Annotated in this window: 16 protein-coding genes; 9 read left to right on the top strand and 7 right to left on the bottom strand. The window is 67.2% G+C overall.

The window, feature by feature from the left end; translation table 11 throughout:
• From Q0Q02_RS16260 to Q0Q02_RS16245, 4 genes are all read right to left on the bottom strand, one after another.
• The gene (locus tag Q0Q02_RS16260) at positions 1-888 is read right to left on the bottom strand and encodes a branched-chain amino acid ABC transporter permease (protein ID WP_293810793.1); all 888 of its coding nucleotides are present in this window, start codon (positions 886-888) and stop codon (positions 1-3) included.
• Positions 888-2,840 carry a long-chain fatty acid--CoA ligase gene (locus Q0Q02_RS16255; protein ID WP_293810792.1) on the bottom strand — a complete coding sequence of 651 codons (1,953 nt, stop codon included), beginning with the start codon at positions 2,838-2,840 and terminating at the stop codon, positions 888-890. Before Q0Q02_RS16255 ends, Q0Q02_RS16260 begins: the two co-directional genes overlap by 1 nt.
• Positions 2,837-3,676, bottom strand: a complete 840-nt coding sequence (locus Q0Q02_RS16250) for an ABC transporter ATP-binding protein (protein ID WP_293810791.1) — start codon at positions 3,674-3,676, stop codon at positions 2,837-2,839. The genes Q0Q02_RS16255 and Q0Q02_RS16250 overlap by 4 nt, the downstream gene beginning before the upstream one ends.
• Positions 3,677-4,002: 326 nt before the next feature.
• Positions 4,003-4,959 carry an NAD(P)H-dependent flavin oxidoreductase gene (locus Q0Q02_RS16245; protein ID WP_367275038.1) on the bottom strand — a complete coding sequence of 319 codons (957 nt, stop codon included), beginning with the start codon at positions 4,957-4,959 and terminating at the stop codon, positions 4,003-4,005.
• Between the two features lie 225 nt (positions 4,960-5,184).
• Between Q0Q02_RS16245 and Q0Q02_RS16240 the strand changes: the two genes are divergently transcribed.
• The gene (locus Q0Q02_RS16240; protein ID WP_293810789.1) at positions 5,185-5,919 is read left to right on the top strand and encodes a TetR/AcrR family transcriptional regulator; all 735 of its coding nucleotides are present in this window, start codon (positions 5,185-5,187) and stop codon (positions 5,917-5,919) included.
• A 9-nt stretch (positions 5,920-5,928) separates the two neighbouring features.
• Here Q0Q02_RS16240 and Q0Q02_RS16235 read toward each other — a convergent pair whose 3' ends face one another.
• On the bottom strand, positions 5,929-6,810 hold the full coding sequence (locus tag Q0Q02_RS16235; protein WP_293810788.1) for an SDR family oxidoreductase: 882 nt from the start codon (positions 6,808-6,810) through the stop codon (positions 5,929-5,931).
• Positions 6,803-8,014, bottom strand: a complete 1,212-nt coding sequence (locus Q0Q02_RS16230) for an acyl-CoA dehydrogenase family protein (RefSeq protein WP_293810787.1) — start codon at positions 8,012-8,014, stop codon at positions 6,803-6,805. The genes Q0Q02_RS16235 and Q0Q02_RS16230 overlap by 8 nt, the downstream gene beginning before the upstream one ends.
• 245 nt (positions 8,015-8,259) lie before the next feature.
• On the opposite strand from Q0Q02_RS16230, the gene Q0Q02_RS16225 reads away from it, so the two are divergent.
• The 8 genes from Q0Q02_RS16225 to bktB are packed head-to-tail and all read left to right on the top strand — an operon-like array spanning position 8,260 to position 17,003.
• Positions 8,260-9,042: an enoyl-CoA hydratase-related protein gene (locus tag Q0Q02_RS16225; RefSeq protein ID WP_293810786.1), complete on the top strand. Its 783-nt coding sequence runs from the start codon at positions 8,260-8,262 to the stop codon at positions 9,040-9,042.
• A 5-nt stretch (positions 9,043-9,047) separates the two neighbouring features.
• Positions 9,048-10,871 carry an acyclic terpene utilization AtuA family protein gene (locus Q0Q02_RS16220; RefSeq protein WP_293810785.1) on the top strand — a complete coding sequence of 608 codons (1,824 nt, stop codon included), beginning with the start codon at positions 9,048-9,050 and terminating at the stop codon, positions 10,869-10,871.
• Positions 10,868-12,367, top strand: coding sequence for a biotin carboxylase N-terminal domain-containing protein (locus Q0Q02_RS16215; RefSeq protein ID WP_293810784.1), 1,500 nt, complete (start codon positions 10,868-10,870; stop codon positions 12,365-12,367). The genes Q0Q02_RS16220 and Q0Q02_RS16215 overlap by 4 nt, the downstream gene beginning before the upstream one ends.
• A gap of 2 nt (positions 12,368-12,369) precedes the next feature.
• Positions 12,370-12,870, top strand: coding sequence for a biotin/lipoyl-containing protein (locus Q0Q02_RS16210; protein WP_293810783.1), 501 nt, complete (start codon positions 12,370-12,372; stop codon positions 12,868-12,870).
• 4 nt (positions 12,871-12,874) lie between these two features.
• Positions 12,875-14,482, top strand: a complete 1,608-nt coding sequence (locus Q0Q02_RS16205; protein WP_293810782.1) for an acyl-CoA carboxylase subunit beta — start codon at positions 12,875-12,877, stop codon at positions 14,480-14,482.
• Positions 14,483-14,493: 11 nt separating this feature from the next.
• Positions 14,494-15,114 (top strand): 2-hydroxychromene-2-carboxylate isomerase, encoded by a 621-nt coding sequence (locus Q0Q02_RS16200; RefSeq protein WP_293810781.1) that lies wholly within the window; start codon positions 14,494-14,496, stop codon positions 15,112-15,114.
• Positions 15,115-15,135: 21 nt separating this feature from the next.
• Complete coding sequence (locus tag Q0Q02_RS16195; RefSeq protein ID WP_293810780.1) at positions 15,136-15,825, top strand: transglutaminase domain-containing protein; 690 nt, start codon at positions 15,136-15,138, stop codon at positions 15,823-15,825.
• Positions 15,822-17,003: a beta-ketothiolase BktB gene (gene bktB, locus Q0Q02_RS16190; RefSeq protein ID WP_293810779.1), complete on the top strand. Its 1,182-nt coding sequence runs from the start codon at positions 15,822-15,824 to the stop codon at positions 17,001-17,003. The genes Q0Q02_RS16195 and bktB overlap by 4 nt, the downstream gene beginning before the upstream one ends.
• A 166-nt stretch (positions 17,004-17,169) precedes the next feature.
• Here the strand turns inward: bktB and Q0Q02_RS16185 are convergent.
• A partial coding sequence (locus Q0Q02_RS16185; RefSeq protein ID WP_293810778.1) for a peptidoglycan-binding domain-containing protein occupies positions 17,170-17,441 on the bottom strand: 272 nt, incomplete at its 5' end.

Here is a 17,441-nt window from a genome sequence, read left to right as displayed (position 1 = left end):
TCAGACCCTCTCGATATGGTGGCGGCCGAACAGGCCGTGCGGCTTGAGCAGGAGCGTCACCAGGATGATCACGGCCGCGACCACGTCGCGTGAGCCGCCGCCGACCAGCGGGTCGAGCACACCGGTCGCGAGGCTCTCGGCCACGCCGACGATGACGCCGGCGACGAGCACGCCGGGGATCGAGTCGAGCCCGCCGAGGATCGCGATGGCGAGCGCCTTGATCAGCAGGAGCGAGAGAGACCAGTCGATGCCCTGGGTGCTGCCCCAAAGCACGCCGGCAGCGGTGGCGGAGACGGCGGCGAGGCCCCAGGCAACGGCGATCGCACGCTCGACCCTGATGCCGACCGACCAGGAGGCGGTCTGGTCGTCGGCGACGGCACGCATCACCACCCCGAAGCGCGAATTAAAGAAGAGCAGCGAGAGCACGATCAGGAGCAGCGAGATCGAACCGCCGATCAGCGTGGCGCGGTTGATCAGCAGATCGCCGACGAAGAGCGGTTGTTGCGGCATGCCGATGTCGAGGCGCTTGACCGCCGCGCCGAAGACGCCGGGGAGCAGCCCGCGCAGCATGATCTCGACGCCGAGCGTCAGCATGATCGTCATGATCACCGGCTGGCCGATCATCCGGCGCAGCGCGATGCGCTCCATCAGCAGGCCGAAGCCGAACATGGCGACAAGCGCTGCCGGGATCGCGAGCCAGATCGGCAGGCCAATGAGAGTCGCCAGCGCCCAGGTGACATAGCCGCCGGTCATCGCGATGGCGCCCTGGGCGAGATTGGCGGTGCCGGATGTCTTGTAGATCAGTACGATGCCGAGCGAGACCAGCGCATACATCAGGCCGACGAAAACGCCGTTGGCCGAGAGTTCCGCGAGCAGGATCCAGTCCATCAGGCGACGACCTCGCTGATCTTGAGTGTCCGTCGGATCACGCCGCGCTCCCCGTTCTCATAGGCGATGGTGGCGTCGAACACGGTCTCGGTCGCGCCGCCATAGAGCGCCTCGATCAGCGAGGCGTAAGTGGTCTCGATGACGTTGCGGCGCAGCTTGCGAGTGCGGGTGATCTCGCCGTCGTCGGCGTCGAAATCCTTGTGCAGGTTGACGAAGCGCCGTACGCGCAAGCCTTCCGGCTGTGTGCCGTTGACGTGCCTGACCACCTGCCCGACGAGCCCTTGGACCTCCGGCTTCTGCGAGAGCTCGGCATAGGAGGTATAGGAAATGCCGCGCTCCTCGGCCCAGTGGCCGACCGCGTCGAAATCGATGCAGACAATGGCGGTGAGCAGGTCTTGGCCGGCGCCGATCACCGCGACATTGCGGATATAGGGGCTGAACTTCAGCCGGTTCTCGATGAAGTTCGGAATGTAGCGCTCGCCGGAAGCCGTGCGCACGACCTCGCTGACGCGGCCGAGCACGATGAGCTCGCCATCCTCGTCGATGCGCCCGGCGTCGCCGGTGTGCAGCCAGCCCTCGACCAGCGCCTTGGCGCTGCTTTCGGGATCGTCATAGTAGCCGTCGACGACCGAGGAGGAGCGCACCAGGATCTCGCCGCTCTCGTCGATGCGGATCTCGCTGCCCTCCATCGGCTTGCCGACGGTGTGGAGCTTGACCTGCCCTTCGGTCTGCGCCGCCGTCAGTGCGCAGGTTTCGGTCTGGCCGTAGAACTGCTTGAGACGGATGCCGAGCGCCCGGAAGAACAGGAAAGTATCCTCGCCCAGCGCCTCGCCGCCGGTGAAGGCGCGCTCAGCCCGGTCCAGTCCAAGATGATCTCGCAGCGGCGCGTAGACCAACGCATTGCCGATCCAGTCGAGCAGCTTCTCCTTCGGTGTCAGCACACCGCCGGACAGGCGCTTGCGCTCGAAGGCGACGGCGCGCTCCATCGTTGTCTCGAACAGCCAGCGCTTGAACGGCGTCGAGTTCTTCATGCCGACCTGGACGCGCGTCAGCATCTGGTCCCAGGCGCGCGGCGCAGCGAGATAGAAGGTCGGCGAGACCTCGCGCAGGTCGCGCAGCACGGTCTCCTGGCGCTCGGGGATGTTGATCGTCGCCGCCATCATCATGCCGGCGCCGAGCGTGAAGACGAAGTCACCGACCCAGGCGGTAGGCAGATAAGCGTAAAGCTCCTCGTGCTTGTGGAAATAGCCGCTCGCGCCGGCGTTGAGCAGGCCGCCAGCGACGTTGCGGTGGCGCAGCGGAATGCCTTTGGGCAGGCCTGTCGTCCCGGAAGAGTGCAGCAGCACTGAGATGTCGTCGGCCTGCGGCCCGTCGACGAAGCGCAGGACGAGATCGGGCTCGCGCTCTAGCCGTTCGCGCCCCTTCGCGACCAGCGCATCGAGCGACATCAGCCCGGGCATATCGTAGCCGTCGAGCCCGCGCTCGTCGTCATAGAGGATGGTGGCGACGCGTCCGGTCGCGGCCCTGAGTTCGAGCAGCTTGTCGACCTGCTCCTGATCCTCTGCGATTCCGACGGCAGGCGCGCCATGCCGGGTCGCAACGATCAATTCCTGCAGCGGGACATCGGGAAAAACCGGCGACGGGAAGGCCCGCAGCATGTTGGCGGCGAGCATGGCGTAATAGAGCCGCGGGCGGTTGTCGCCGATCACGGTCATGGCGGCGCCAGCGACCAGCCCAACCTCTTCCAGCCCGGCCGCCATGGCGGCGATCTCCGCGAAAACCTCGCGCCAGGCCTGCTCCTGCCAGATGCCGTAGCGGCGCTCCCGGAAGGCGACCCGATCGCCGAACTGCGCTGCGTTGCGGGCTAGCGCTGCGATCAAAGTCGCCGGCTCGCCATTGGCGGCGACCGGCCAATGGGCCACCTCCTTGATCTTGCCGTGCGCCACCGTCATGCCGCGCTCCCGGCCTGGTGGCGCTTGGCGGCTCGCTCGCCGAGATAGGCGCTGACCACGCTCGGATGCGAGATCGCCGCCTGCGGCTCGCCTTCCGAGATCACCTCGCCATAGCTCAAGACCACGACGCGATCGCAGATCGAGGTCACCACGTCCATGTGGTGCTCGATGATCAGGGTGGTGACGCCGCGGGCTTCGCGCGCATCGAGGATGAAGCGGGCGATGTATTCCTTCTCCTCCTGGTTCATGCCGGCCATGGGTTCGTCGAGGATCAGCAGGCGCGGCTCGGCGACGAGGGCGCGCGCCAGCTCGACGCGCTTCTGCAGGCCGAGCGGGATCACCTCGACTGGCTCGTCGCGGATGTCCTGTAGCTGCATGAATTCGATGATCTCTTCGACGACGCGCCGGTGCGCCAGTTCCTCGCGCTCCGCCCACCACCAGTAGAACAGAGCCCCGAGCGCGCTTGGCTTCATGTGGGTGTGGCGGCCGATCAGGATGTTGTCGAGGACGCTCATGCCCTTGAACAACGCAAGGTTCTGGAAGGTGCGGGCGACGCCGCGCGCGGCGACGCGATGCGGCTTCAGCGCGGTGATATCCTCACCGAACAGACTCACCCGCCCGGCATTGGGCGGGTAGAAGCCGGTGATCACGTTGACCATCGTGGTCTTGCCGGAGCCGTTCGGGCCGACGAGGCCCAGGATCTCGCCCTGGCGGACATCGAGCGACACGCCTTTCAGTGCGCGCAGCCCCCCGAAAACGCGCTCGATCCCAGCGCACGAGAGCGCGACAGGCGCGCCGGCGGCATCCGCGACGGGACGGTATTGAGCTTCATTCATCCGAGGCACTCGCCAGCGGGAGACCGCGGACGATGATTGCTACCGCAGCATTTGCCGATGCCTGACGCGTGCGCGGCACCGCCGGATGAACGGCGTCCTCTCCCACGATGTCCTCCCCGGCTGCGCTCGCTTGTTATCTATGTGGGCGTCAGCTCGATAGAGCTAATGAATACAATTCATCTTTTGCTGTCAACTCTTCCGCACTCGGGTTCCGCCACCGTTGCCAACTGCGCTTTTTCGCACAGGCGCCCCTGAAACATCCCCTGAGGTCGTTCGGCACGGAGATCTCGATGCGACCCGGCTGGCGCCCTCTCAATGAACTCGACTCAGCTCACCGGAATGGCGGAAGAAAGACAGGACAAGCCTGCCGCACCGGCCAACGCCGCCTCGTACTCACCCGCCAGTCGCCGACAAAGATCGGCCGCCCCCGGTACATCGTCAATCGCGCCGACGCCCTGCCCCGCCGCCCAGATGTCGCGCCAGGCCTTGGCTTCCGTCGTGCCGAAATCATAGCCGGCCGGCTTGCTGACATCGTCGGGATCTCGCCCTGCAGCCACGATGCTGGGGCGCAGGAAATTGCCGTGCACACCACTGATGGCAGGGGTGTAGACGATATCCGCTGCGGAAGCGTCGAGCAGCATGGCCCGCAAGGCATCGGGCGCCAGGCTCTCGCGCGTCGCCATGAAACGGGTGCCAAGATAGGCCATGTCGGCGCCCGCCATGCGGGCAGCCGCGACCTGCGCACCGTTGCCAAGCGCCCCGCCAAGCACGAGCACACCATCGAAGATGCGACGGATATCTGCCAGCGCCGCGAAGGGATTGAGCGGGCCGGCATGACCACCGGCCCCGGCCGATACCGCGATCAGCCCGTCGACGCCTGCATCGGCCGCCTTTGCCGCAAAAGCGAGGCTCGTCACATCGTGGAAGACGAGGCCGCCATAGCCTTGCACGGCCTTGATCAGGTCTCGATTGAGGCCGAGCGAGGTGATGACCAGCGGCACCTTACGCTCGATCACGACGGCAAGATCGGCATCGAGGCGCGGGTTGCTGCGATGGACGACCAGATTGACGCCGAACGGCGCAGCATCGCCCGCGCCGTCGAGCCGCCCCGCGATCTCGTCGAGCCAGTCGGCGAAGCCCGCCGTGGTCCGCCGGTTGAGCGCCGGAAAGCTGCCGATAACACCGTTTTGGCAACAGGTTACGACAAGATCAGGGCCGGAGATCAGGAACATCGGCGCGGCGATGACGGGGACGCGCAGGCGCCCGGCGAATGCGACAGGCAATGGCAATGACACGCCCCCTAAGGCAAAGGGCCAGCCCGGCCCGAGCGCCCATCCGGCAAGAGACGGCGGGCAACCGCCCTCTTGCTTCGAGGGCACAGATGATGAATGGTATTTTTTAACGTCGAGCCCGGCGTGCCAGACCAACGCGCCGCCGCCCGGACCGGGCGCTCCGGACGCCGGAAAGCGACCGGAGCGCTTCCGCGCCTCGTGTCAACAAGGATCATCATGCCGCCCCGCAGCGCCGCGAAGCGACAGGTCAACCGGCTTCCGCCGGAACGCCGCATCTCCGACATCATGGCCGCGGCCAAGGAGGTCTTCGTCGAGAAGGGCTACAACGATGCGCTGATCACCGATATCGCGCTGCGCGCCGGCGTGGTCGAGGGCAGCATCTACCGCTTCTTCGCCAACAAGCGCGAATTGCTGGTCAAGGTCGTCGAGCACTGGTTCGAGGAGATGCTGCGCGACGATGCCGAGCAGTTCGCCGCAGTGCGCGGCAGCTGGAACCAGATCCGCTTCATCGTCTACACGCATCTCACCTCGATCCACCGCGATCCGGCGCTGTCGCGCCTGATGTTCCAGGAGATCCGCCCGGCACCCGATTATCGCGGTTCGCATCTGTTTGAGCTGAACCGCGCCTACACCCATCGCCTCGTCGATGTGGTGAAGGCAGGCATCGCCGCGGGCGAACTCAGGCCGGAGGCATCGCCGAGCCTGGTGCGCGATCTGGTCTTCGGCTGCATCGAGCATCGCACCTGGGCCTTCCTGCGCGGTGAAGGCAATTTCGATCCCGCCGAGATGGCAGATGCGATCACCAATCTGGTCCATCACGGCCTGATGCTCGGCAGCGAACCGAATTCCCCGATGGAGAGCGTGATCACCCGGCTGGAAGCCGCGGCAGCCCGACTCGAGGCCACGACCGGGATCGCCTCGGCGAAGACTCCTTCCAGCTTCCCGCGCTGAGGTCATCGCCTACTCGTTGCCCCGACGACCCGGACCATCGAAGAAGGCCGGGCGCGGGATCGTCCAGGTCTCGCCCCAGAGCTGCGCCCCGCCGGCGACATTGAGCACCTCGCCGGTGACATAGGCTGCTGCCGGCCCGCAGAGATAGGCGCATGCCTCCGCCACCTCCCAGGTCGTCGCGGTCCGCATCATCGGGTTGGAGCGCGGATAGGCCTTGATTTGCTCGGGATCGTAGACCCGCCAGCCCGGCGTCTCGATCGCCCCCGGCGCGATGCAGTTCACCCGGATGTCGAGCGGCGCCCACTCCACCGCCAGCGCCTGGGTCAGGCCGACCACGCCGGCGCGCGCCGCGACCGTGTGCGCCACGCCGTGCAGCCCCTGCCGCGTCACCACCACGATCGAGACGATGCTGCCCGGACGCCGCGCGTCGCGCCAGCGCCGGGCGGCCTCCTGCATCATGTACCAGGTGCCGTTGAGGTTTGTGTCGACGACCGCGTTCCAGCCCTTCGTCGAGAAATCGATCGCCGCCTGCGGGAACTGGCCGCCGGCGCTGTTGACGAGGATATCGATGCCGCCGAATTCGGCCGCGATCCAGTCGTGCAGCGCCGCGATCGTCGCGGGATCGCGGACGTTTACCGTCCTGGCCGCCGCCTCCAGCCCGGCGGCGCACATCGCCACGACCGCCGCCTCCAGCCTGCCCTCGTCGCGGCCGGCGATGATCACCCGCGCACCGAGCCGACCGAGCAGCCAGGCCGTGGCGCGGCCGATGCCGCCGGCACCTCCGGAGATCAGAACGGTCTTGCCGGCGAAGGCCTCCGGCCCATAGACCGTCGGCAGCACGGCGAGATCGGCGTCCTCCAGCCCGAGTTCGCGGGCGTCGGCCTCAGCCATGACGCTCCATCCCCTTCAGCAATTCACCGGCGATGATCATCTTGCGCACCTCGGTGGTGCCGGCACCGATCTCGAGCAGCTTGGTGCTGCGAAAGAGCCGGTTGATCTCCGATTCCCAGATATAGCCGGCGCCGCCATGGACCTGCACGGCCTTGTCGAGGACATCGTGACAGGCCTGCGCCGCATACATCACCGAGGCCGCGGTCAGGCGGTGGATGTCGCCGCGCCCGCCGCCACCCACTTCGAGCGGCGCCGCTTCGGCCAGCGTGCGATAGCTGAAGCTGCGCATGGTCTCGACCAGCACATACATCTCGGCCAGCATCGACTGGACCATCTGGAAGGCGCCGATCGGCTTGCCGAACTGCTTGCGGGTCTTGGCGTAGTCGATCGAGAGCTCGAGCGCCCGCTCGGCGATGCCGAGGCAAAGCGGCGAGATCATCGCGCGCTCCAGATCGAGCCCGCTCATCACGATCGCGACGCCCTGGTTCTCCGCACCGACGAGGTTGGCGGCGGGAACGCGGCAATCCTCGAACAGCAGCTCCGCGGTCTGGCTGCCGCGATAGCCCATCTTGACGAGCTTCTGCGCCACCTTGAAGCCAGGAAACCCCTTCTCGACGATGAAGGCGGAGATGCCGTGAGCGCCGCGCTCCTTGTCGGTCTTGGCGTAGACCAGGAGCACGTCGGCGACCGGGCCATTGGTAATGAAGATCTTGCTGCCGTTGAGGATGTAGTGGTCGCCGTCGCGACGCGCGGTGGTGCGCATCGAGCCGAGCGCGTCCGAGCCCGCACCCGGCTCGGTCAGGCCGAGCGCGCCGATCGTCTTGCCCGAGCAGAGATCGGGCAGGTACCGGCGCCGCTGCTCCTCATTGCCGTTGCGGTAGATGTTGTTGGCGCAGAGATTGTCATGCGCGACGACCGAGAGCGCCATGGCATGGTTCCAGCGGCTGAAGCCCTGCAGGACCAGCCCGGCCTGAAGCAGATCGAGCCCCGCCCCGCCATATTGTTCGGGAATCGTCGCGCCCAGGAAGCCATTGGCTCCGATCCGGCGGAAGGCCTCGTCCGGCCACCATTCTTCATCGTCCATGCGCTGCGACAGCGGGTAGAGTTCGGTACGAGCGTAACGATCCGCCCCATCGAGAATGGCGTCCTGCTCCTCGTCGAGGCCGAAAGCGTGGGCGCGGTTGCTACCGTTCACGGAATTCACGTCGGTCTCCTCCCTCGCTTCGTATTCGAGCGAGCCTTGAGCCATTCGGCTCTTTTAATTTAGTGAGCGTATTTCATCAGCGACAAATCCCGCTGTCAACGCCGAACGGGCGCGGTCAATTGGAACAATCCATTGGCGAGAGATTTAGCGCCCCTCATCGAAGGGCGCCCTATTGACACTTCAAATGAATTGAAATCATTTATTTGGCGAAGGCTCCCGAGCGAGCTGCGCAGGGACGAAAAACCGTGAGCGAAGAGATCATCACCCGACGCGAGGGCGCGGCGCTGGTCGTCACGATCAATCGCGAAAGTCGTCGCAACGCTCTGAACGAAGCGGTCGCCGAGGGGATCGTCGCTGCGCTCGACAAGGCCGAGGCCGATCCCGAAGTGCGCGCCGTCGTCCTCACCGGAGCCGGCGACAAGGCCTTCTGCGCCGGCGGCGATCTCAAGCCGAATGCCGACGGAACGCCCTTCACCATCGAGGCGGCCGATCCTCGCCACTATGTCGCCCGGCTGCTGCGCCGGATGGATGCCTGCCGGCTGCCGCTGGTGGCACGGGTCAATGGCCATGCGCTGGCCGGCGGCTTCGGCCTGGTCTGTGCCTGCGACCTCGTGGTGGCCCGCGACGACGTTCAGCTGGGAGTGACCGAGGTCAGGGTGGGTCTCTTCCCGATGATGATCCTGCCCTATCTGATGCGGGTGCTGCCCTACCGACGACTGATGGAATTCTGCCTCACCGGCGAGACCATCCGGGCGGGGGACCCGGAAGCCGGCGCGATCGTCAACTATGCCGTACCGGCCAGTGAGCTCGACGCGAAGACGAATTGGCTGGTCGGCCGACTCGTCGACAAGTCGCCGACCGGCATTCGCCTGGGCAAGCAGAGCCTCGTCAAAATTCGCGAGATGTCGACGGATGCGGCGCTCGAATACGCCCAGTTCATGCTCGCCAACATGGCTCGCACCGAGGATGCGCGCGAGGGCTTCGCCGCCTTCGCCGAAAAACGCCCGCCGGCCTGGACCGGGCGGTGAACGCCATGCGCGAAAACATCCGTATCGGCTGCGGAGCCGGCTTCTGGGGCGACAGCCCGGAAGGCCCGCGCCAGCTCGTTCGCCAGGGCGGCATCGACTACCTCGTGCTCGACTATCTGGCCGAGATCACCATGTCGATCCTCGCCCGGATGAAAGCGAAGAACCCGGCGCTTGGCTACGCCACCGATTTCGTCTCGCTGGTGATGAAGCCGCTCGCCCGCGAGATCGCGGAAAAGCGCATCCGCGTCGTCACCAATGCCGGCGGCGTCAATCCCGAAGCCTGCCGCGGCGCTCTGCTCGCCGCCTTCGAGGAGGTCGGCGTCGACTTGAAGGTCGCGATCGTCACCGGCGACGACCTCTCAGGCGAGGCCGAGCGCCTGCGCGCCGCCGGCATCACCGAGATGTTCTCCGGCACGCCTTTCCCGGAGAAGATCGCCAGCATCAACGCCTATCTCGGCGCCTTCCCGATCGCCGCCGCGCTCGCGACTGGCGCCGATATCGTCGTGACCGGGCGCTGCGTCGACTCCGCCGTCGTACTCGGCCCGCTGATCCACGAATTCGGCTGGAAGCCAGAGGACTATGACCGGCTCTCGGCCGGCAGCCTCGCCGGCCACATCCTCGAATGCGGCGCGCAGGCGACCGGCGGCATCGTCACCGATTGGCGCGACGTTGCGGACGACTGGGCCGATATGGGCTTTCCGTACGCCGACTGCCACGCCGATGGCAGTTTCGAGATCGGCAAGCCCGATGGCACAGGCGGGCGGGTCAGCCCGGCGACCATCGCCGAGCAGGTCGTCTACGAGGTCGGCGATCCCGCCGCCTATATGCTGCCGGATGTCTGCTGCGACTGGTCGCAGGTGAAGCTGGAAAAAGCCGGCCCCGATCGCGTGCGGGTTTCCGGCGCGCGCGGGCGGAGGCCCTCGGCCAGCTACAAGGTCAGCGCCACCTATGCCGACGGTTATCGCTGCGCGGCGACGATGATGATCGTCGGCGATGACGCGGCCGTACGGGCCGAAGCGGTCGCGGCGGCGATCCTTTCCCGCTGCGGCCGCTTGATCCGCGAGGCCGGCTTTCCGGATTTCACCGAGACCTCGGTCGAGACTCTGGGCGCCGAGGCGAGCTACGGCGCCCGGAGCCGGGCCCGGACGACGCGCGAGGTCGTGCTCAAGATCGGTGTGCGCCATCCGAGCAAGGAGGCGCTGCAGGTCTTCGCCCGCGAGATCTATCCGGCCGCGACCGCGATGGCGCAGAGCCTGACCGGCTTCGCTGGCGGCCGGCCGGAACCGCAGCCGGTGATCAGGCTGTTCTCCTTCCTGGTCGACAAGACCGAGCTGAGCCCGACCGTCTGCCTGGGCGAGACGTGCCTGGCAGTGCCGGCGCAGATCCCCGCCGCAGCCACGCACGCGCCCTCGCCTGCCAGCACCGATGCGGAAGGCGCGGAAGCCGTCGGCGAAACAGCCACCGTCCCACTCGTTGCCCTCGCCTTCGGCCGCAGTGGCGACAAGGGCGATATCGCCAATATCGGCGTGATCGCGCGCGATGCCGCCTTCCTGCCCTGGCTGCGTCAGGCGCTGACGCCAGAAGCCGTCGGCCGACACTTCGCCCATCATGTCGCAGGCGAGGTCGAGCGCTTCGACTGGCCCGGCCTCAACGGCTTCAACCTCGTCATGCACCGGGCGCTCGGCGGCGGCGGCATCGCCTCGCTGCGTCACGACCCACAGGGCAAGGCGATGGCGCAGGTGCTGATGAGCCTGCCGGTGCCGGTGCCCGCAGCCTGGCTTGCGCCGGGCGGCCCCCTCCACGGCTCCAAGACCACGGACGACGCATGATGACGGCCCCGGACGACAACCCGCCCTTCCGCAAGGTCCTCATCGCCAATCGCGGCGAGATCGCCTGCCGGGTGATCCGGACCCTGCGCGAGATGGGCATCGCCTCGGTCGCGATCCACCACCCCGTCGAGGCCCGCGCCCGGCATGTGCGCGAGGCCGACGAAGCGGTTGAGATTTCCGGTGAAACCCCGGTCGCGGCCCATCTCGACATCACCCAGATCGTCGATGCCGCCCGCGCGGTCGGAGCCGACGCGATTCATCCAGGCTATGGCTTCCTCTCCGAGAATGCCCGCTTCGCCCGCGCGGTCGCGGAGTCCGGCCTCACCTTCATCGGCCCTGACGCCGAGACGATCGCGCTGATGGGCGACAAGATCTCGGCCCGCCAGTTCGCTGCCGATCACGGCGTCCCGGTCGCCCCCTCGGTGATGCCGACCGAGGACCTCGCCGAATTCACTCGCCGGGCGACGCAAATCGGCTTCCCGCTGCTGATCAAGGCGGCAGCGGGCGGCGGCGGCAAGGGCATGAGCATCGTCCGCAGCGCCGCGGAGCTGGAAGGCGCGGCCCGCCATGCCGCCAGCGAGGCGCAACGCTATTTCGGCGACGGGCGCGTCTATGCCGAGCTCTTTGTCGAGCGACCCCGCCATATCGAGGTGCAGGTCTTCGGCGACGGCAAGGGCGGCGCCATCCATCTTTTCGAGCGTGAATGCTCGGTGCAGCGCCGCTTTCAGAAAATCATCGAGGAGGCGCCGGCGGCGAACCTGCCGGCTGGCCTGCGCGACGAGATCTGCGCCTCGGCGGCCCGCCTCGCGGCGGCGGCGAACTATCGCAACGCCGGCACGGTCGAGTACATCCTCGGCGCCGATGGCCGCTTCTTCTTCCTGGAGATGAACACGCGCCTGCAGGTCGAACATCCCGTGACCGAAATGATCACCGGGCTCGACCTCGTCAGGCTGCAGGTCGAGATCGCCGCCGGGCGCGACCTCCCCTTCACGCAAGATGCCGTAACTGCCGATGGCCACGCCATCGAGTGCCGGATTTGCGCCGAGGATCCCGAGCGCGACTTCCTGCCCGAAACCGGCACGATTCTGCATCTCGACGCGCCGCAGGCAGCTTACCTGCGCTTCGAGAACGCGCTCGACCGCGGCCAGCGCGTGACCGCCGACTTCGACCCGATGCTGGCAAAGCTCGTCGCGCATGGGCCGGACCGCGCCAGCGCGACGCGGCGCGCCATCGCGGCGCTGCACGATCTCGCCTTGCTCGGGGTCAAGACGAATATCGATTACCTCGCCCGCGTGCTGGCCCATCCCTCTTTCGCCGCCGGCGAGCTGCACACCGGCTTCGTCGCCCAACACAAGGTGATGCTTGCTGCCCGCGAGCCGGATGTGGCGACGCGCGACATGGTGCTGATCGCCGCGGCGCTCGGCCTGCGCGATTTCCGCGATCTCATCCTGGGCGTACCTGAGCCGCACGCCTCGATCGGGCCTTGGAGGAACTGAGCATGGTCCTCAAGCTCGATCTCGACGGCACCGTCCACCACGTCACCATTCTGGCGCGCCGGCCGCACCTCGTGCTCTCCGTCGATGGCCGGCGGCATGTCGTCGAGTGTCTCGACGAGGCCGGCGACGGCAGCCGCCGGCTGACTGTAGATGGCGAGTCGATCGCCTTCGCCCGTGCCGGCAGCGCCGACGGCGCCATCATTCGCCTGGGCGGGCGCAGCTTCGTGCTGCACCGGCGCGATGCTGCCGAGGAAGCCTCGGCAGCCGGTGGAGGGGCGAATGTCGTGCGCGCACCGATGCCGGGCACCGTCGTCGTGGTCCACAAGCGCATCGGCGACAGGGTCCAGCGCGGCGAGACCGTCGTCACGATCGAAAGCATGAAGCTGCAGATGAAGCTCGATGCGCCACGAGACGGCGAGATCGCCGAGATCACGGCGCGCGAGGGCGAAGGCTTCGACAAGGACGCCGTGCTCGCCCGTCTCGCGGCCCCGGCGGAAGGCTGACCCGATGTCCAGACTGCAATCGTCGATCAACACCGCCTCCGCCGACTTCCGCCGCAACGAGGCGCATAACCGCCGTCTCGTCGCCGAATTCCGGGCGAAGCAGGAGGCCGCACGTCACAGCCGCCCGCAGCGCGACCTCGACCGCCTCGCCCGCCAGCAGAAGATGCCGCAGCGCAAGCGCATCGAAATGCTGCTCGACCCCGGCACGCCGTTCCTCGAATTGTCCTCGCTTGCCGCCAACATGGCCTATGGCGGGGAATCGCCTTCCGCGAGCTCGATCGTCGGCATCGGCATGATCTCAGGTCGCGAGGTGATGATCCGGGCCGACGATCCCTCGGTGAAGGGCGGCGCCTGGTATCCCCTGACGGTCAAGAAGATCGTCCGCGCTCTCGACATCGCCATGGAGAACCGGCTGCCGGTCGTCCATCTCTGCGATTCCGCAGGCGGCTTCCTGCAATTGCAGTCGGAGCTGTTTCCGGACCGCTATATGGGCGGGCGGATCTTCCGCAACCAGTCGCTTCTCTCGAAAGCGGGCGTGAAGCAGCTCGCCCTCGTCTTCGGCCATTGCACCGCCGGCGGCGCCTATATCCCCGGCCTGTCCGACTACAGCGTCATCGTGCGCGGCACCGGCGCGGTCTTCCTGGGCGGCCCGCCGCTGGTGAAGGCTGCGACCGGCGAGGACGTCACGGTCGAGGAGCTCGGCGGCGCCGAGATGCACACCAGCGTCTCCGGCACCTGCGACTATCCCGCCGACAGCGAGGAGCACGCCATCGAGATCGGCCGCGAGATCGTTGCGCAATGGGGCCGGCTGCCCCGCTGGGAGGCGCAGCGCGAGGCGCCGGAGGAGCCGTTCTACGATCCCGCCGAGATCTACGGGATCGTGCCCGACGATATCAAGAAGGCCTTCGACATGCGCGAGATCATCGCCCGCATCGTCGATGGCAGCCGCTTCCATGAATACCAGCCGGCCTATGGCACGACCCTGGTCTGCGGCTTCGCCAATATCTGGGGCTACAAGGTCGGAATCCTTGCCAATAACGGCGTGCTCTTCAACGATTCCTCTCTGAAGGGTGCCCATTTCATCGAGCTCTGCAACCAGAACGACACGCCACTGGTCTTCCTGCAGAACATCACCGGCTACATGGTCGGGCGCGAATACGAGCGCCGCGGCATCACCAAGGACGGCGCCAAGATGATCATGGCGCAGAGCTGCTCGCGGGTGCCGAAATTCACGGTGATGTGCAACGGCTCCTTCGGCGCCGGCAACTACGGCATGTGCGGGCGCGCCTTCGACGGGCGCTTCCTGTTCTCCTGGCCGAACCACCAGATCGGCGTGATGGGCGGCGACCAGGCTGCGAACACGCTGGCCGAGGTCAAGGCCAACCAGATGAAGCGCAATGGCGGCGCGGTCGACCAGAGCGAGATCGAGCGGCTCTGGGAGGAAACGCGAAAAGCCTATCAGGAGCAGCTCTCGGCCTATTACGCGACCTCCGAGCTCTGGGACGACGGCATCATCGACCCGGTCGACACCCGCAATGCGCTCGGCGTCGCGATCTCGGCCTCGCTGAACGCCCCGCTCGGCCCGCCCGGCTACGGCGTCTTCCGGTTCTGAGAGGTCCGGCCATGCCCGATCCGATCCGCCTCTATCTCGATTTCGCCTCGCCCTACTCGTATTTCATGCTGGCGCCGCTCCGGCAGCTGGCGCAGGCGCATGGCCGAGAGCTCGAGCTGCGGCCGATCCTGCTCTGGGCCGTGTTCAAGCAGCAGGGCGTCGAGAACCCACTGGGAAAGCCGGCGCGCCGCGGCTATTTCCTGGAGGATGTCGTCCGCTCGGCAGCCTTCTTCGGCGCCCCCTTCCGGATCCCCGAACCGCTGCAGATCTCGGCCCATCTCGCGGGGCGGCTTTTCCACGCCCGAACGGCGGCGGCACCGGAGGCCGGGCCGGTACTCGCGACTGAGATCTTCGAGCGGTTCTTCGCTCGAGGCGAGGACATCACCAAGCCGGAGGTGCTGGCGGCCCTGCCCTGCCTCGCCGCTCTCCCCGCCGATACGGTCCGCGAGATGCTCGACGGCGCGATCGGCCGCGAGCGGCTGGCTCATGCGATCGAGAAGGCCTGCGCCGACGGCGTCATCGGCGTCCCTTTCGTCACGCTTGACGGCGAGAGCTTCTTCGGAGCGGATCGCCTGCCCCAGATCGCCTGGCGTCTGGAACAGCAACGCGCCGCCGCGGCGGCACGGCTCTGAGAAGCCGAAGGAGGATCTCCGATGAGTGCCGAGGCTCTGGAAGACGCCCTGAAGGCAACGGCCTATGTCGATGCCGACTCGGCGCCGATCCGCGACTTCGTCGCAACCCATGCCGGCGGGGGGGCCGCGCGCGAGCGGGCGATCCGGCTCTATTACGCCGTCCGCGATGCGGTGCCGTATGACCTGCGCTATTTCGGGGTGGAGGAGGAGATCTTCGTCGCCTCGAACTGCCTCGCCTCGGCCGGCTCATTCTGCGTGCCGAAGGCGCTGACGCTGGCGGCGGCGGCCCGCGCGGCCGGCATTCCCGCGCGCATCGGCTTTGCCGATGTGCGCAACCACCTGGCCTCCCCGCGCATCCTGATGCTGATGGACAGCGATATCTTCCGCTGGCACGCTTACACGCTGCTCTTCCTCGATGGCGCCTGGGTCAAGGCGACGCCTGCCTTCGATCTCGGCTTCTGCGCGCAGTTCGGCGTCCAGCCGCTCGAATTCGACGGGCGGACGGATTCGATCTTCCATCCCTTCGACACCAGCGGGCGCCAGCACATGGAATATGTGCTGGACCGCGGCACTCATGACGACATGCCTTTCGAGGCGTTCCGCCGCGACATGCAGGAAAACTATCCCCGCCTGATCGTGGCCATGGCCGCGGACCGCGAACGCCGCGCAGCAGCCGCTCGAACCCAGGCCACACCGGAAACACGATCATGAGCGAAGCTGTCTTCATCGTTGGCGCGGCACGGACCGCGATCGGCAGCTTCGGCGGCTCGCTCGCCGGTCATACGCCGGCCGCCCTCGGCGCGCAGGTGACCCGCGAGGCCCTGAAGCGGGCCGCGATGGCGCCGGAGCAGGTCGGCCACGTCGTCTTCGGCAATGTGATCCCGACCGAGCCGCACGACGCCTATCTCGGCCGCGTCGCCGCCGTGCAGGCCGATATTCCGGTCGCCGTCCCGGCGCTGACGCTGAACCGCCTCTGCGGCAGCGGCGTGCAGGCCATCGTTTCCGCCGCCCAGTCGATCATGCTGGGCGATGCCGATACCGCCGTCGCCGGCGGCGCCGAGGTGATGAGCCGCGCGCCGCATTACCTGACGGTCGGACGCTTCGGGCAGCGGCTCGGCGACACCAGCATGCTCGACGGCCTGACCGGCGTTCTGACCGATCCGTTCGGCAACGGCATCATGGGCATCACCGCCGAGAACGTCGCCGCCGCCTACGGCATATCGCGGGACGACCAGGACGCCTTCGCGGCCGAGAGCCAGAGGCGAGCTGGCGCAGCGCGCGCCGCAGGCCATTTTGCCGATCAGATCCTGCCGATCGAGGTAACGCGCGGGCGCAACCAGGTCCTCTTCGACGCCGACGAATACCCGAAGCCGGAGACCACGATGGACAGCCTCGCCAAGCTGCCGACGGTGTTCAAGAAGGGCGGCACCGTCACAGCCGGCAATGCCTCCGGCATCAACGACGGCGCAGCGGCGGTGGCGCTGGCTTCGGAGCGTCATGTGCGGGCGGCGGGCCTCCAGCCGCTGGCCCGGATCGTGGGCTACGCCCATGCCGGCGTCGAACCAGGGCTGATGGGCATCGGCCCGATCCCGGCCGTCGGATCGCTGCTGAAGCGTACCGGGTTGTCGATCAGCGATTTCAGCTTGATTGAATCGAACGAGGCTTTCGCGGCCCAGGCGCTCGCCGTGTCCCGCGTGCTCGGCATGGACCCGCAGGTCACCAATCCCGATGGCGGCGCCATCGCGCTCGGGCATCCGGTTGGCGCGACCGGCGTCATCCTCACGGTCAAGGCCATCTCGCATCTGCGCCGGAGCGGCGGGCGCTACGGCCTCGTCACCATGTGCATCGGCGGCGGCCAGGGCATCGCGCTCGCGATCGAACGACTGTAGGGACAGCCGAGCAAGTTCCCGCTTCGCCTCCGTGACTGCAGCATGTTGCACCCGCTTTACAGCATGCCGTTAGAGGTCTTTCGCAGTGACGTGCAGGACAATTGTCTGCGCCTTATCGCCGCCATGGCCGCCGACTGCGAACGCCGCGCCGACCGATGCCCTGCCCTCACCCGTTCTTGAGGAAGATTCCTTCACTCCGCCAGCGTTGCAGTGAGGGCCGCAGCTTCGGGCCGTTCCGTCCGTCGAGCGAGCCTTGATAATATCCGGCCTGCTGCAGGCGTTGCTGCACGGCACGGATTGTATCGGCCGACCAGTTCTTGCTGGATTTGGTCAGCTCCTCGATCGTAGCGCCCGAATCCGCGGTGACGGCGCGCAGCAGGAATTCGGCCGCGGACGCCGGATCCTTCGGCGTGCCCCGGCCTTCATCGAGCAGGACGG

Origin of the sequence: uncultured Allobosea sp., assembly GCF_945956895.1 — a bacterium.
Lineage (GTDB): Bacteria > Pseudomonadota > Alphaproteobacteria > Rhizobiales > Beijerinckiaceae > Allobosea.
This window is presented reverse-complemented; position numbering and strand designations above follow the sequence as displayed.

Coding starts and splice junctions, on each gene's coding strand:
- Q0Q02_RS16260 (WP_293810793.1), bottom strand. CDS start 888: ATGGACTGGATCCTGCTCGCGGAACTCTCGGCCAACGGCGTTTTCGTC.
- Q0Q02_RS16255 (WP_293810792.1), bottom strand. CDS start 2,840: ATGACGGTGGCGCACGGCAAGATCAAGGAGGTGGCCCATTGGCCGGTC.
- Q0Q02_RS16250 (WP_293810791.1), bottom strand. CDS start 3,676: ATGAATGAAGCTCAATACCGTCCCGTCGCGGATGCCGCCGGCGCGCCT.
- Q0Q02_RS16240 (WP_293810789.1), top strand. CDS start 5,185: ATGCCGCCCCGCAGCGCCGCGAAGCGACAGGTCAACCGGCTTCCGCCG.
- Q0Q02_RS16235 (WP_293810788.1), bottom strand. CDS start 6,810: ATGGCTGAGGCCGACGCCCGCGAACTCGGGCTGGAGGACGCCGATCTC.
- Q0Q02_RS16220 (WP_293810785.1), top strand. CDS start 9,048: ATGCGCGAAAACATCCGTATCGGCTGCGGAGCCGGCTTCTGGGGCGAC.
- Q0Q02_RS16215 (WP_293810784.1), top strand. CDS start 10,868: ATGATGACGGCCCCGGACGACAACCCGCCCTTCCGCAAGGTCCTCATC.
- Q0Q02_RS16210 (WP_293810783.1), top strand. CDS start 12,370: ATGGTCCTCAAGCTCGATCTCGACGGCACCGTCCACCACGTCACCATT.
- Q0Q02_RS16205 (WP_293810782.1), top strand. CDS start 12,875: ATGTCCAGACTGCAATCGTCGATCAACACCGCCTCCGCCGACTTCCGC.
- Q0Q02_RS16200 (WP_293810781.1), top strand. CDS start 14,494: ATGCCCGATCCGATCCGCCTCTATCTCGATTTCGCCTCGCCCTACTCG.
- Q0Q02_RS16195 (WP_293810780.1), top strand. CDS start 15,136: ATGAGTGCCGAGGCTCTGGAAGACGCCCTGAAGGCAACGGCCTATGTC.
- bktB (WP_293810779.1), top strand. CDS start 15,822: ATGAGCGAAGCTGTCTTCATCGTTGGCGCGGCACGGACCGCGATCGGC.